Source organism: Thermogemmatispora sp., from assembly GCF_019683635.1.
In the GTDB taxonomy this organism is placed as follows: Bacteria; Chloroflexota; Ktedonobacteria; order Ktedonobacterales; family Ktedonobacteraceae; genus Thermogemmatispora.
This window is the reverse complement of record NZ_JADGIA010000004.1, coordinates 1-13,498: the sequence shown is the minus strand read 5'-3', so window position 1 is coordinate 13,498 and position 13,498 is coordinate 1. Positions and strand designations below refer to the sequence as shown.

Annotated in this window: 9 protein-coding genes; all 9 read left to right on the top strand. The window is 60.7% G+C overall.

Translation table 11 applies throughout. The features are described from left to right. The first annotated feature begins 167 nt into the window (after window positions 1-167). The 9 genes from IRZ31_RS01070 (at window position 168) to IRZ31_RS01030 (ending at window position 13,227) form a co-directional block, all read left to right on the top strand. Window positions 168-953, top strand: a complete 786-nt coding sequence (locus IRZ31_RS01070; protein ID WP_297148604.1) for a hypothetical protein — start codon at window positions 168-170, stop codon at window positions 951-953. A gap of 38 nt (window positions 954-991) precedes the next feature. Further along, window positions 992-1,912, top strand: a complete 921-nt coding sequence (gene rsmA, locus IRZ31_RS01065; protein WP_297148602.1) for a 16S rRNA (adenine(1518)-N(6)/adenine(1519)-N(6))-dimethyltransferase RsmA — start codon at window positions 992-994, stop codon at window positions 1,910-1,912. Window positions 1,913-2,161: 249 nt separating this feature from the next. Then, window positions 2,162-4,474 carry a serine/threonine-protein kinase gene (locus tag IRZ31_RS01060; protein ID WP_297148600.1) on the top strand — a complete coding sequence of 771 codons (2,313 nt, stop codon included), beginning with the start codon at window positions 2,162-2,164 and terminating at the stop codon, window positions 4,472-4,474. A 359-nt stretch (window positions 4,475-4,833) separates the two neighbouring features. Then, a complete protein-coding gene (gene accC, locus IRZ31_RS01055; protein ID WP_297148598.1) occupies window positions 4,834-6,183 on the top strand; it encodes an acetyl-CoA carboxylase biotin carboxylase subunit in 1,350 nt (449 codons plus the stop codon). A gap of 264 nt (window positions 6,184-6,447) precedes the next feature. Continuing rightward, complete coding sequence (fabF, locus tag IRZ31_RS01050) at window positions 6,448-7,692, top strand: beta-ketoacyl-ACP synthase II (RefSeq protein WP_297148597.1); 1,245 nt, start codon at window positions 6,448-6,450, stop codon at window positions 7,690-7,692. A 147-nt stretch (window positions 7,693-7,839) separates the two neighbouring features. Next, window positions 7,840-8,355, top strand: a complete 516-nt coding sequence (locus tag IRZ31_RS01045) for a biotin/lipoyl-containing protein (RefSeq protein ID WP_297148595.1) — start codon at window positions 7,840-7,842, stop codon at window positions 8,353-8,355. Window positions 8,356-8,589: 234 nt separating this feature from the next. Further along, entirely contained in the window at window positions 8,590-9,567 is a 978-nt protein-coding gene (locus IRZ31_RS01040) for a TIGR03621 family F420-dependent LLM class oxidoreductase (RefSeq protein ID WP_297148593.1), read from the top strand. A 162-nt stretch (window positions 9,568-9,729) separates the two neighbouring features. After that, on the top strand, window positions 9,730-11,238 hold the full coding sequence (locus IRZ31_RS01035; protein WP_297148592.1) for an amino acid permease: 1,509 nt from the start codon (window positions 9,730-9,732) through the stop codon (window positions 11,236-11,238). A 348-nt stretch (window positions 11,239-11,586) separates the two neighbouring features. Beyond that, a complete protein-coding gene (locus IRZ31_RS01030) occupies window positions 11,587-13,227 on the top strand; it encodes an APC family permease (RefSeq protein ID WP_297148590.1) in 1,641 nt (546 codons plus the stop codon). Window positions 13,228-13,498: the final 271 nt, after the last annotated feature.

The window sequence follows — 13,498 nt, the reverse complement described above, 5'->3', positions numbered from 1 at the left end:
CGCGTATCATCATAGGTAATTCGAGACCACTCTGCAACCCCCGTAGCCCCTTTGCGTATCCTATGGTAATAGATCGTTCCCTGGGGGGACTTTGTATCACCGTGGTCAGCGTCAGGGAAAAAGGGGCCAGTACCAGCAGGAAGTGAGGGCCACAAGGAGCGAGATCTATGCAGCAGCAAGAGCAAGACTGGCAAGCGCCGCAACCTGAATCAGGGAGAGCGAGCGGGCAACATGTCACTGGTGCTGAGGGCGAAGCTGGCAGCCAGCGCTCTTCATCCTGGAGCTTTCTGAGCCGCAGGCGCGGGCGAGGTCAGAGTCCACAGCCGCACCAGGAGCCTCCTGGGCATGATTTGGGGCCGTTGCATGACTACAGTTATCGACGCGGCTACCCGGCCCAAGACTATCCGAATCAAGAAGAGGAAGGCCCGGCGCCGGCGGCCTCCGAACCAGCCAGGTCTGCCGCATCTCTGAACGAAGCTGGCGAGAGTTGGTCAGCGGCAGTCTCAGCTCAGCCTGAGCTGCGGGCAAACCCGGGAGCCGAGGCGGACCAGCAACCCTCTTTCCGTCAGCCTCAGCCCTGGAGGGCAAGCGTTCGCCCTGCATGGTCACCGCCCCCCTGGTGGGCACGGCCTCAGCCACAGCGGGGCCATCACCTCGTCTGGATCGTGCCTTGCCTGGTTCTGCTGGCGCTGCTTCTCAAGCTGCTCCCCTGGGTCGGAGCGCTTATCTTCGGCCTGTTGCTGGGTGGGGTGGGTCTCATTGTGGGACTGGTCGGCGGCATCATTGCCCTGATTGTTGGTCTGCTTGGGGCCGCCGTCGGTCTCATCATCGCGGTTCTGGTGGTCTGCCTCCTGTGTGCGCTCCCCCTTGCCATCGGTGGGGTGGTCGTCTGGCTGCTGGTCCACACTCATCAGCAAGGCTCGCTGCGTCGTCCCGGCCCGGGGAAACTCTAACACTAGCCATGACAAACATGAGGTGAGTGCGCCCAACGATGGCTGAAGAGCTTGATCTGACCAGCCCGCGCACCTTGCGCTCCTTACTCCAGCAGCACGGCATGCGACCTTTGAAGTCGTTCGGGCAACATTTCCTGGTCGACCGTGGCGTGCTGGCGCGCATTGTGGACGCGGCAGAGCTGGCCCCAACTGATACGGTGCTTGAGGTAGGGGCAGGCACCGGCGTTTTAACGCGCGAGCTGGCCCACCGTGCAGGGCGGGTGGTTGCTGTAGAGCTGGAGCGCTCTATGCTGCGCCTGCTCGCCGAAACCACCGCTCCCTTTGGCAATGTCGAGGTGGTGGCTCAGAACCTGTTGACTGTTGATCCACGCGCCCTCTTTGAGAAGCAGCCTTACAAGCTAGTGGCCAATTTGCCCTACTATATCACAGCACCCACCTTCCGCCATTTTCTGGAGAGCGAGCATCCTCCCCAGCTGATCGTTGTAATGATTCAGTACGAGGTTGCGCAACGCATCGTGGCCGCGCCCGGCGACCTGAGTCTGCTGGGCGTGAGCGTCCAGTTCTTCGGACGACCGCAGCTCATCGCCCGTGTACCGGCGCGGGCTTTCTATCCACCGCCGCGCGTCGACTCCGCCATTGTGCGTGTCGAGGTTCAGCCGCGGGCAGCGCTGACCCCCACGGAGCGCACCCTCTTCTTCCGCCTGGTTCAGGCTGGCTTTGGGGAGCGACGCAAGCAGCTGCACAATGCCCTCGCGCGTGGACTGGACTTGCCAGCCGAGACAGTGCAGAGCTGGCTACGTCAGGCCGGGATCGCGCCGGAGCGCCGCGCCGAAACTTTGAGCCTCGATGAATGGCTGCAGCTATGGCGTACCCGGCCCCCCACCGTGCTTGGCAGCCAGGAGGAGAGGTCGGCCCCCGCGCTTCCAGGTCGCGGGCAGAGGGGGCCGGATGAGACCTAAAGAGTAGCTATGGATGGCACCGCTTATAGCGATGCATGCGCATAGATTAGCTCTCTGCTACGGGAGCAGCGCCGAGAGGCAGAGAGATCAGCGGCGATCGTGGGGAACGGCGGAGCGGAGCGGGCGCACGCAGGCCGACCGCGACCTGGCTGGCTGTGCTATGATATAGGATGGGTGAAGAGTGCGATGCGACGCCCCTGCCCGCCAGTGGGAACCGCTGCAGTTCGAGCCTGAGTGACGGGTTTTTTTATGACAACGCAGGAGCAGGAAGTCTTTTGTGATCGCTGCGGCATGGCCAATCCACCAACGGCGCGTTTCTGTCAGCACTGCGCCGCCGCCCTGCCGTTCCAGCATACGACAGGACCCCTGACAGAGGAGATGCTGCTAGCCGGACGCTATCAGCTGCTGAGCCTGATCGGTCAGGGAGGAATGGGAGCCGTCTACAAAGCCGCTGATACGCGCTTGAATAATCGTCCGGTGGCAGTGAAAGAGATGAGCAAGGTCGGCCTGACCCCGGCGCGCGTCCAGGAGGCCGAACAGGCTTTTGAGCGTGAGGCCAACTTGCTGGCCGAGCTGCGCCACCCCAATCTGCCGCGCATCTACGATCACTTTACCGAAAACGATCGCTCATATCTGGTCATGGATTTCATCGAGGGCGAGTCGTTGGAGGAATATCTGGCGCGCCAGGGTGGTGGTCCTTTGCCAGTTGACCAGGTGCTGACCTGGGCCGAGCAGCTCTGCGATGTGCTCGGCTACCTGCATAGCCATCAGCCGCCGATTGTCTTCCGCGATCTGAAGCCTTCTAACGTGATGATCGATAACAGCGGGCGCCTCTATCTGATCGATTTCGGCATCGCGCGCCTCTTCAAGCCGGGCCAATCGCGCGACACCACGGCTCTCGGCTCCCCAGGCTATGCGGCCCCAGAGCAGTACGGCAAGGCCCAATCGACCCCCCGCTCCGATATCTACAGCCTGGGAGCCCTGTTGCACCATCTGCTCACCGGCGTTGATCCCTCAGACCAGCCTTTCTTTTTCCGGCCCGCTTCCGAGCTGAATCCGGCTGTTCCCCCTGCTCTGGAAGCCCTTCTTCAGCGCATGCTGGAAATGGACCCGGAGAAGCGCCCGGCCAGTGCTCAGGAGGTGCTGGAGGTTCTGCGCGAGTGTCGTGAGCCAGGCAGCTCTCCACAGACGCATAGCGACACGAGTCGCCTGATCGAACAGGCTCGCCAGCTACGATCGCAGGGCCGCCTGACAGAGGCGCTCGAACTCTATGAGCGCGTCCTTGCTCGCGACCCCTCGCAGGCCCTGGCCTGGCAGGGGCGCGGTCTCACCCACGGCGCACGCTCCCAGCACCGCGAGGCCCTGGAATCCTTTAACAAGGCACTCAATCTGGACCCCACGCTGGTCACTTCCTGGATTGGCAAAGGCACGGCACTCAACGCCCTCCATCGCTATCAGGAAGCGCTTCAGGCGTTTGAGCGAGCACTCCAGCTTGAGGCACGTAACGCCACCGCCTGGAATGGGAAAGGGGCGGCGCTCTCCGGTCTGCATCGCGAGACAGAGGCTCTGGCCGCCTTTGAGACCGCCCTGCGCTACGACCCCGGCATGGCTCGCGCCTGGTACAACAAGGGACTACTGCTCAGCCGCCGGGGGCGCCAGCGCGAGGCTCTCGACGCCTTCGAGCGGGCTTTGCGCTACGATAATCAGCAGGCTCTGGCCTGGTGCGGCAGGGGGCAGGTGCTCCACGAGCTGGGTCAGGTGCGCCAGGCGCTCGACTCCTTTGAGGAGGCCACCCGACTGCAGACCGACCTTGTTCCCGCCTGGGCCGGTAAGGGGGCAGTCCTCTATGACCTCCAGCGCTGGCCAGAGGCTCTGAGCGCCTTTGAGCGAGCGCGCACCCTCGATCCTCACTATGCCCCTGCCTGGTATGGCATCGCTCAGATCTACTACAGTCAGCATCGTCTGCGCCAGGCGCTGGATATGCTGGACGAGGCCCTCAAGTACGATCCAGGCTATGTCAAAGCCTGGGTTCGACGTGGCGCGATTCTGAGCGAGCAAGGCCGCCATGCCGCTGCCCTGGAAAGCTATAACCGCGCGCTGGCTCTCGATCCGAATCATGCTCTGGCCTGGCAAGGCAAAGCCGCCGCCTTATATGCGCTGGAACGTTTTCCCGAAGCGCTGCGCGCCTATGATCAGGCTCTGATGCTGAACCGGGACCTGACCCTCTGCTGGAACGGGAAAGGGAATACGCTCTATCGTTTGGGATACTATCGCCAGGCGCTCGAAGCCTATGATGAGGCCCTGCGACGTGATCCTCAGCTTGCCTCAGCCTGGCATAATAAAGCGCTCCTCTGCCAGGAGCTGGGACGCTATGATGAGGCACTGGAAGCCGCCGAGCGCGCCATCCAAATCGCCCCCCATGATCCTGATCACTGGGAACGGAAAGCCGAGGTCCTCAAAAAACTGCGACGGAAGCGCGAGGCACGCCAGGCCGAGGCCGAAGCCGCGCGCTTGCGTGACCAGGCCGCCCCAGGCCCGCGAACGTCCTCCTGGCACTTCTAAGTCAGAGTGCTGGCGCCCCTGGCGCGCTGCAGCTGCAATGCCACCGGACCGCGGGCCTCATTTTCCCGGTCAGCTTGCCTCTTCTCCCCTCTTTCTGCTTTGCTTTACTCCCATCTTAACCCGTGGCCCAGGTCGCACCCGAGACAGGACATTCTCCATCATCCTCACTTCTAACCAGCCGAGAGAGCAAGCCAGCTTGACCAGCAGGAAACACGCCATTGCCCCACTGGTCGCTTTCGAGCGGGCATGGTATAATAACCCGTAAATTGCCCCTGCCATATCAGGCCGGGGAAAATCACGATGAGAGCAAGCATGGACTGCGCAGATCTCCTGCGTCCGTCCTGTCCGATCCAAAAGTCATGTTTCGAAAGATCCTCATTGCTAACCGTGGCGAAATCGCTGTACGGGTCATCCGCGCCTGTCGCGAGATGGGTATCCGTACGATCATCGCGCATTCCGAGGCTGATCGCGATTCTCTGCCGGTACGCATGGCGGACGAGCACATCTGTATAGGACCTGGGCCAAGCGGCAAAAGTTATCTTAATATTCCTAATATTATCAGCGCCGCTCTTATCTCCGGGGCCGAAGCTATTCATCCCGGCTATGGTTTCCTCTCAGAGAATCCCAGCTTTGCCCAGATCTGTGCAGATGTGAACCTGACCTTTATTGGCCCTTCCGCCACGGCGATGGCGATCATGGGCGATAAGGTCTCGGCCCGCGAGGCGATGGCCGCCGCCGGGCTGCCGATGCTACCGGGTACACGCGTGTTACGCACGCTGGCGGAGGCGCGAGAGGCCGCGCGCGAGATCGGCTTTCCCTTGATGTTGAAGGCTGCTGCCGGCGGAGGAGGGCGCGGCATCCGCCTGGTCAACAGCCCTGACGAGTTTGAACGCGTCTTCACCCTGGCCCAGAACGAGGTTCGCGAAGCCTTCCGCGATGATGGCCTCTATCTGGAGCGCTACCTGCCGCGCGCGCGCCATATCGAGATCCAGGTTCTTGTCGATCACCACGGCAACGGCGTTCACCTGGGCGAGCGTAATTGCTCCTGCCAGCGCCGCAATCAGAAAGTTCTTGAGGAGTCGCCCAGCCCGCTGCTGCCTCCCGAGCTACGACAAGAGATCGGCATGAAGGCCATCCGCGCCGTGCAGCAGATCGGCTATACCAACGCCGGGACGCTGGAGTTTCTTCTCGACGATGAGAACCGCTACTATTTCATGGAGATGAACACGCGCCTACAGGTGGAGCACCCGGTCACAGAAATGGTGACCAGCGTCGACCTCGTCAAGGAGCAGATCCGCATTGCCGCCGGCGAGCCGCTACACCTGAAGCAGGAGGACATTCAGTTCCGCGGTCACGCCATCGAGTGCCGGATCACGGCAGAGGATGCCGAGGCCGATTTCCGTCCACAGACCGGTGTGGTGGAGAAATATCTGCCGCCCGGCGGCCCTGGTGTGCGCGTCGATAGCCATCTCTATGCCGGCTATTCGGTTCCTCCACACTACGACTCGCTGCTGGCCAAGCTGATCGTGTGGGCCGAGGATCGCGAGGCCGCCATTGCGCGTATGCAGCGCGCGCTCGATGAGTTCGTTATCGAGGGCCTGCCCACGACGATTCCTTTCCACCAGCGTCTGCTCAGACACCAGGTCTTTATCCGTGGAGAAGCCTATACCCGGTTCCTCCAGGAGGAGGCTGCCTCACTTGGCATCTGACCGGGTTTGCACTGGGTTCGTGCCGGGTCTCGCTGGGTTCTCAGCGGGCCTCTCCTTGCCGCTCTGTTCTCGTTCTCTGGCCAGCCGGTCTGGGCTGGTCGGTCTGGCCGGTCGGCCAGCCATGTGAGCCGCGGAGGCTGGCCCGGTTAGCAGGTCAGTGCTCAATCAGAGCCAGGGCTTGACAGTGGATCACACGCTATCACAGCGCCTTGCCTGCTGGCCCGAGAGCGGTTGAGGGAACCCGACTATAGAGGAGGTGACGTAATGAGACGTGTCGTTGTAACCGGTTTAGGGCTGATTACTCCCCTGGGGAACGATGTGGCGTCTTCCTGGGAAGCCCTCTGCCAAGGGAAATCCGGCATCGCCGAAATCGTCGGCTTCGATACCAGCCCCTTCCGCGTGAAATTCGGGGGCCAGATCAAAGACTTCGATCCTTCGGCCTATATGGACCGCAAGGAGATTCGCCGCACTGACCCCTACCAACATATCGCTATTGCTGCCACCAAGCAAGCGCTGGCCCAGTCTCGCCTGGAGATCAGCGAGGAAATTGCTGACGATGTGGGGGTCTATATCGGCAGCGGTATCGGCGGTCTGATGACGCTCCACGAGCAATTTCGCATCCTCTTCGAGCGGGGTCCAGACCGCATCAGTCCCTTCTTTATCAATATGATGATTGTTGATGGCGCCCCGGGCATTGTCTCGATCATGACGGGTGCGCGCGGACCCAACTGGGCCGCTGTTTCGGCCTGCGCGACCAGCGCCCATACGATCGGCGAGGCCTGGGAAACCATTCGGCGCGGCGACGCGAAGGCGATGATCGCCGGCGGCTCCGAGCGCGGCATTACGCCGATCGCCATTGCCGCTTTCGATAATATGCATGCCCTCTCGCGGCGCAACGATGATCCACAGGGGGCCAGTCGTCCTTTCGACGCCACCCGCGACGGTTTTGTGATGGGCGAAGGGGCCGCGGTCCTTATTCTGGAGGAGCTGGAGTTTGCGAAGGCGCGCGGGGCGACGATCCTGGCCGAGATGGTCGGCTATGGCGCAACGGGCGATGCCTACCACGTGACTGAGCCGGCTCCCGGCGGCGCTGGTTTGGTGCGTGCGATGCAGATGGCTCTGCGCAAGTCTGGCCTGCGTCCTGAAGATGTTGATTATATCAATGCGCACGGCACCTCGACGCCCTACAATGACCGCACCGAAACCCAGGCCATCAAGACCTGCTTCGGCGAGCACGCCTATCGCCTGGCGATCAGCTCCACGAAGTCGATGACCGGCCACACCCTCGGGGCCGCGGGAGCTGTCGAGGCTGCCATCAGCATCATGACGCTGCTCACCGGGATCATTCCACCGACCATCAACCTGCACCATCCCGACCCCGACTGCGATCTGGATTACGTGCCCAACCAGGCACGCCAGGCCCAGGTCCGGGTGGCCATGTCCAATTCAATGGGCTTCGGCGGACATAACGCCTGCCTGATCTTCAAGCGCTACGAGGAGAGCGAGTAGTCAATAGCTGTACTACGCTGTTGCCTGCTCGCCTCTCTGGATCTGAGTGAACCGGGGTGGACAAGCCTAGCCGGCGCACTGGTAGGGTGCCCAGGTACGGCCTGCTCCGGTTTGCTGTATGCCTCTAATCTGCGAGCGAGTGTGATGATGAGCAATAAGGAAGAAGATCGAAAGACGGCCTGGATCGAGCGCCTGGAGGAATTGGTGCACGTGCTCGAAGGCAGCTCAGTGGCCGAGTTGGAGCTAAATGAGCACGATCTGGAGATTATCATTCGCCGCCAGCCAGGGATGGTGCTGGTGACTGCACCAACCGTTAGCGAGGTGGTGACAAATCCTGTGACAATGGTGCGCAGCCGGGGCGCGGCGAAACGGCCTACAGGAGCCAGCAAAGCCGCCTCGGCTAAGAGCCGCGAGGAGGAGCGCACGATTCCGGTCGTAGCACCGCTCTCCGGAGTCTACTACGCAGCCCCTTCGCCGGATGAGCCACCTTTCGTCTCGATCGGCGATGTCATCCAGGTCGGCCAAACAGTGGCCCTGATCGAGGCCATGAAATCCTTTAACGAGGTACCTTCCCCGGTCGCCGGGCGCGTGACTAAGATCCTGGTGGAGAATGGGGCAGTCGTTCAGAAGGACGAGGTGCTTCTGCGCGTTGAGCCGGTCTAGCCAGAATCGCTTGACCAGTCCGTGGAAGGCTGTCAACCCTCCTCCTACTCTCCACGGGTAGACAATCGCGCAGAGCGCAGTTGAGAATGCATCTTTGCTTTTCCAGGGACCTGGTCGGGCGCAGAGGCTCGCAGCATGGTAAGCAGACCACCGGGTCCCTCTTTTCATCCTTCCCTGCCACGAGTGCTCTGTTGCCTGGAGGCAGGCAGCCCGAAACAAGGAGCGTCGTACCATATGAGCGAGATAGCAGACAATCGTCGTCCTCTGCGCTTTGGTGTCCTGTCGCATAACACCACACCTGATTTTGCAACCCTGCTAGCACAGGCTCAACGCGCCGAGCAGCTGGGCTACTCGACTTTTCTGCTGCCCGACCACATCGGCGATCAGTTTGCCACAACGCTGGCTCTGGCACGTATTGCCACGGCCACCGCGCACTTGCGCGTGGGAAGCTACGTCTTCGCCAACGATTTCCGCCACCCCGTCATGTTGGCGCGCGAGGTGGCCACCCTCGATGTTTTCAGCGGCGGACGCTTCGAGCTGGGCCTGGGAGCCGGTTGGATGGCGAGTGAGTACCAGCAATGCGGTATTCCCTTTGCGTCGCCCGGTGTGCGCATAGAGCGACTCGCCGAATCCTTGCAGATCATCAAGGCCCTGCTGGCCGGTGAGCGACTCAGCTTCAGTGGCCGGCACTACACGATCGAGGGGCTGACCCTTGCACTGCAGCCGCAACAGCGTCCCTATCCGCCAATTCTGGTGGGCGGTAGCGGCAAACGCTTGCTCTCGCTGGCGGCACGCGAGGCGACTATTGTCGGCTTCTCCCCCCGGACACAGACCATCAGCGTGGCCGGCCATATGAATCAGAGTCTGGATATACAGGACGCCCTGGCCCCCGCTCTGGCCGAGAAGCTAACCTGGGTACGTCAGGCTGCCGGCCCGCGCTTCGCCTCGCTCGAATTGAACCTGATCGTTCTCGAAGTCATCTTGACCGACAAGCGCCAGCAGGCCCTGGCCGAGGTCGCCGCCCGCTACGGTCTCAGTGAGCAAGAGATTGCTACAACACCTTACTTCCTCATTGGCAGCTCAGAGGAGATTTATTCTCAATTGCTACGCTATCGTCAACAGTATCACATCTCCTATTGGGTAGTCTGGGAGGAATATATGGAGGCCCTCGCTCCAGCGATCGCCCTACTGAACAGTTCATCCCCTTCATAGCCATTCCTCTCATGACAGACCGCCTGCTTTCCTTCTAGTCCCTTCAGTTAGACGTTATAATAACTTACATTTATTACATTTGTGAGACAAATGCATTGACATGTATGAAAGTATCTGCTATGGTGAGGGCATGTGGGAACTGCAATCATCGAAGGAGGTTCCATGATTACCAGTAGCCGGTCACAGGGGGATAGACCGCCGCATGTACTGACCTCCGAAGAGTATCCAGGCAAGGTCATGCCAGCGATATTGACCAGCTGGGACCTGATGACTCTCTATGTCTTGCTAATCTTCTTTCCGACCAACGTCTCTAATGCCATTGCGGGTGGCGCGGCGGGCATTACCTTCTGGCTAGCAGGAGCGATTCTTTTCTTTGTGCCCTGCGCCATTGCCACTGCCCAACTAAGTGTCATCTTTCCACACGAAGGCTCTCTGTACAACTGGGCCTATCGCATCTTTGGCAGCTACATGAGCTTCTTTGTGGGCTTCTGTGTTTGGCTGCCTGCTCCACTGCTCTTGATGGCCACCAGCGACCTGGCGATCAGCTATATCCCGGGTCTCAACAGTGGCTGGTTGACCGCTCCCTGGCAGCAAGGTCTGGCCCTGAGCGTGGTCATCCTGATCTCAGGCTTCATGGCTGTGCAGCCGCACCGCACGGTACAGAACATTACCAACGCCGCTTTCGTCCTCTTACTGATTGCCAGTGGTCTCGTCATTTTAGCGGGCATCGTCTGGCTTGCGACTGGACATGCGCCGGCGACGAGCTTCTCGCGGCTCTCAGACTGGCTGATCAGCTGGGACCCAAAGACCGGAGGTAACTTCGGCCTCTTTGGGGTGATCACCCTGGGCTATCTGGGGGTCTATTTGCCGATCACAATGCAGGCGGAGACGATTGCTCCCAGCGCAGGGGCACGCCGCCAGCTGATCCTGCGTCATCTGTTGTGGGGGACGCTTATTGTGGTGGTTGGCTATGTCCTCGTGACCTTCGCCGTCCTGGTCGTCGAAGGGCCAAAGTCTGCCTACGTGCTCTTTGCCCTCGTGACCACTGTCGACACAGCTCTGGGGAAGCTAGCCGGCAACGTAGTTGCCGTCTGCATGCTGGGCGTCTTCTGTCTGGTGACGATGGTCTATAACCACATCTATGCCCGCTTCCTGATGGTGGCTGGCTTCGACCGCCGCATTCCGGTGGGCCTCGGTCTGCTCAACAGCAATCGCCAACCAGCCCGCGCCATCGCCATCCAGACTGCCGCGGCCATCTTTATCACGATCCTCTTCTTTATGGTTATTCCTTACTTGTTCGGCAGTAATCCGGCAGACCTCTCCCTCGAAGTCTATTTCGTCGGTATTGGAGCCGGAACGATCCTATGGGCCTTCTCAACCATTTTCCTGTTTATTCTGATCTTGGGGCTGTATATACGCGATCGCCGGGCGCTGCTGTTGAACCGCCTCGTGCCGATGCCCGTGCTACTGCTAAGCTCGGTTGTCGGTCTGATCACCGGCATCATCGCCATCGTTGATACAGCCCTCAACTCGTGGGTACCCCTGCTGACCAACCAGCAGTGGAGCCTGATTGTCGCAGGTCTGACGGCGGCGACGCTGATGATAGGTGCCATCATCAGTATGTTCGCAACCGGTGAGGCGGCCTGGCAAGAGATCGAGCGTGGAGCTTAGCCGGCAAGCGCGTTGACAGGGTCTGGCTCTGCTGTTATTGTTGGTAGCAGAGCCAGCCAGCCAGTATATTCTGTCAGCGCTGCTGGCCGTCTGGCTGCTGGCTGGCGGTCAGTCCGTCAGCGAGCCGGCAGGCAGGCACGCTACCCTCGCCAGTTGAGGGACAGTGACCGGGCTTGCTGGCCAGCAGCGAGGGGGTAGCAAGTGAGTGAGCGGGTGAGCAAAGGAGCCGTGCGCCACACCAGCAGCGTTGCCTTAACCCAGGATAGCACCAGACTTACCGCTATTCATCAAGCAAGCGCTCTGCAGATGATCTGGTCTTCATAGCAAGACCTGAACTGGAGGTGATTTATGGCATCTCAGGAAGAATTGGTGGGGCAGACGACGCCCGGCGCAGCCCTTCCCGAGGGCGACATCGCCCTGGAAGAGCGCCAGGACCTCGACAAGCTGCACATCAATGCCATCGGCATGCCCAGCGTCATGTACTACTGCTTCGCTGGGGCGGCGCCGATTGCGGCCATGTTTTTTAACGTGCCCAACATGGCAGCGCAGGCTGGCGCCAGCGTGCCGCTGGTCTTCCTGCTCTCGGCGATCGGGCTGCTGCTCTTCGGCATCTCGATCGTCTATTTCTCGCGCCGCCTGACTTCGGCGGGCGGCTTCTATACCTGGGTACGGCATGGCCTGGGAGCGGGCACGGCCTTCCAGGCGGGCTGGCTGATGCTCTTCGGCTACGCTATTTTCGAAGCCTCCTCTCAAGCGGCCTTCGGCGGCCTGGCCGACATTAATATTTCCACCTATCTTGGCTTCCAGATGCCACTGGGCTGGGTTACCTACGCCCTCATCGGCTGCGTCCTCGTCTTTTTGCTCTCCTTCTTCGACATCAAGTGGTCTACCTGGTGGCTCGCTCCTTTTCTTGTACTAGAGATCGGGAGTCTGGTGCTGCTCGACCTGATGATCACCATTCATGGAGGAGCCGCCGGCCATGACCTGCTCCATACCTTTACGCCCGCAGGCTCCGATCTCAAAGGGGTTGCCCCGGGTGGAGTGCTGGGCATCGGTGTGGCTATGGCGCTCGGCATCTGGTCCTGGATCGGCTTCGAGGCCGGCGCCGTCTACGGCGAGGAGTCGCGTAACCCGCGCTGGGCTGTGCCTACGGCCATCTTCTCGGTGATCCTGATCATGGCTGTGCTCTACATCTGGACCACCTATAGCGCTGTCATCGGCCTCGGCTGGCAGCACGCCGGCGATACCCTGGGCAATATTGCCATCGCCCCAACCCCCTACTATAACCTGGCCGACCACTTCGTTGGTGGGTGGCTGAAAGTCCTGATGATCATCGCCGTGACCACCAGCAGCTTCGCAGCCTGTCTGGCCTTCCATAACGGGATGGTGCGCTACTTCTACGCGATGGGTCGTGAGGGCATCCTGCCGCGCGTCTTCGGGCGCACGCACCCGCGCTGGAAGAGTCCCCACTACGCTATCATGGCCCAGAGCCTGTTCACGATCCTGGTCATCATCTTCCTGGCTTTCATCATCCAGAAGAACAATCCCGATGGCAGCGTGAGCTACGCCCTGGGCATCGCCGATGGCAAAGTTTACACGCAGACCAGCGGCATCACCAGCTACGCCTGGCTGGCGACGATCGGCACAATCAGCTTCCTGGTGGTCTATATCCTGGTGAACCTCTCGACACCGGCTTTCGCGCTGCGCTTCGATCGCCAGAACTTTAACCCACTGCTCCATCTGATCGCGCCGATCGTTAGCTGCCTCTTCTTGCTGATTCCTCTGATTTCGTTCATCATGCCACCGCTGCCGGTGATCGGCGACTTCTTCACCGGCCTGGGCTTCTTCCCAACGCCCTTCCCCTTGAACATCTTGCCGCTCTTCGTCATCGGCTGGGTGATCATCGGGCTGCTCTATTCCTTCTATCTGGCACGGCGCCATCCCGAGCGCTACGAATTCCTGGGCCGCATTCTGCGCGCTGAGTCATAGCCCAGAGAGTGGCCTTCCTCTCACGGGTGGCGCTCAAAGCGCGTCACCTCTGCCGGTAAGCAGGAAGAGGGATCGAAGTCGGTATCCGCTGATCAAGTAGACCAGGCTGAAGCGCCGACCTCGATCCCTCTCTTATTGTTGCGCTTGCGGCCAGCGTAGACCGTACCGCAAACAGGAAGAGGGATCGAAGTCGGTATCCGCTGATCAAGTAGACCAGGCTGAAGCGCCGACCTCGATCCCTCTCTTATTGTTGCGCTTGCGGCCAGCGTAG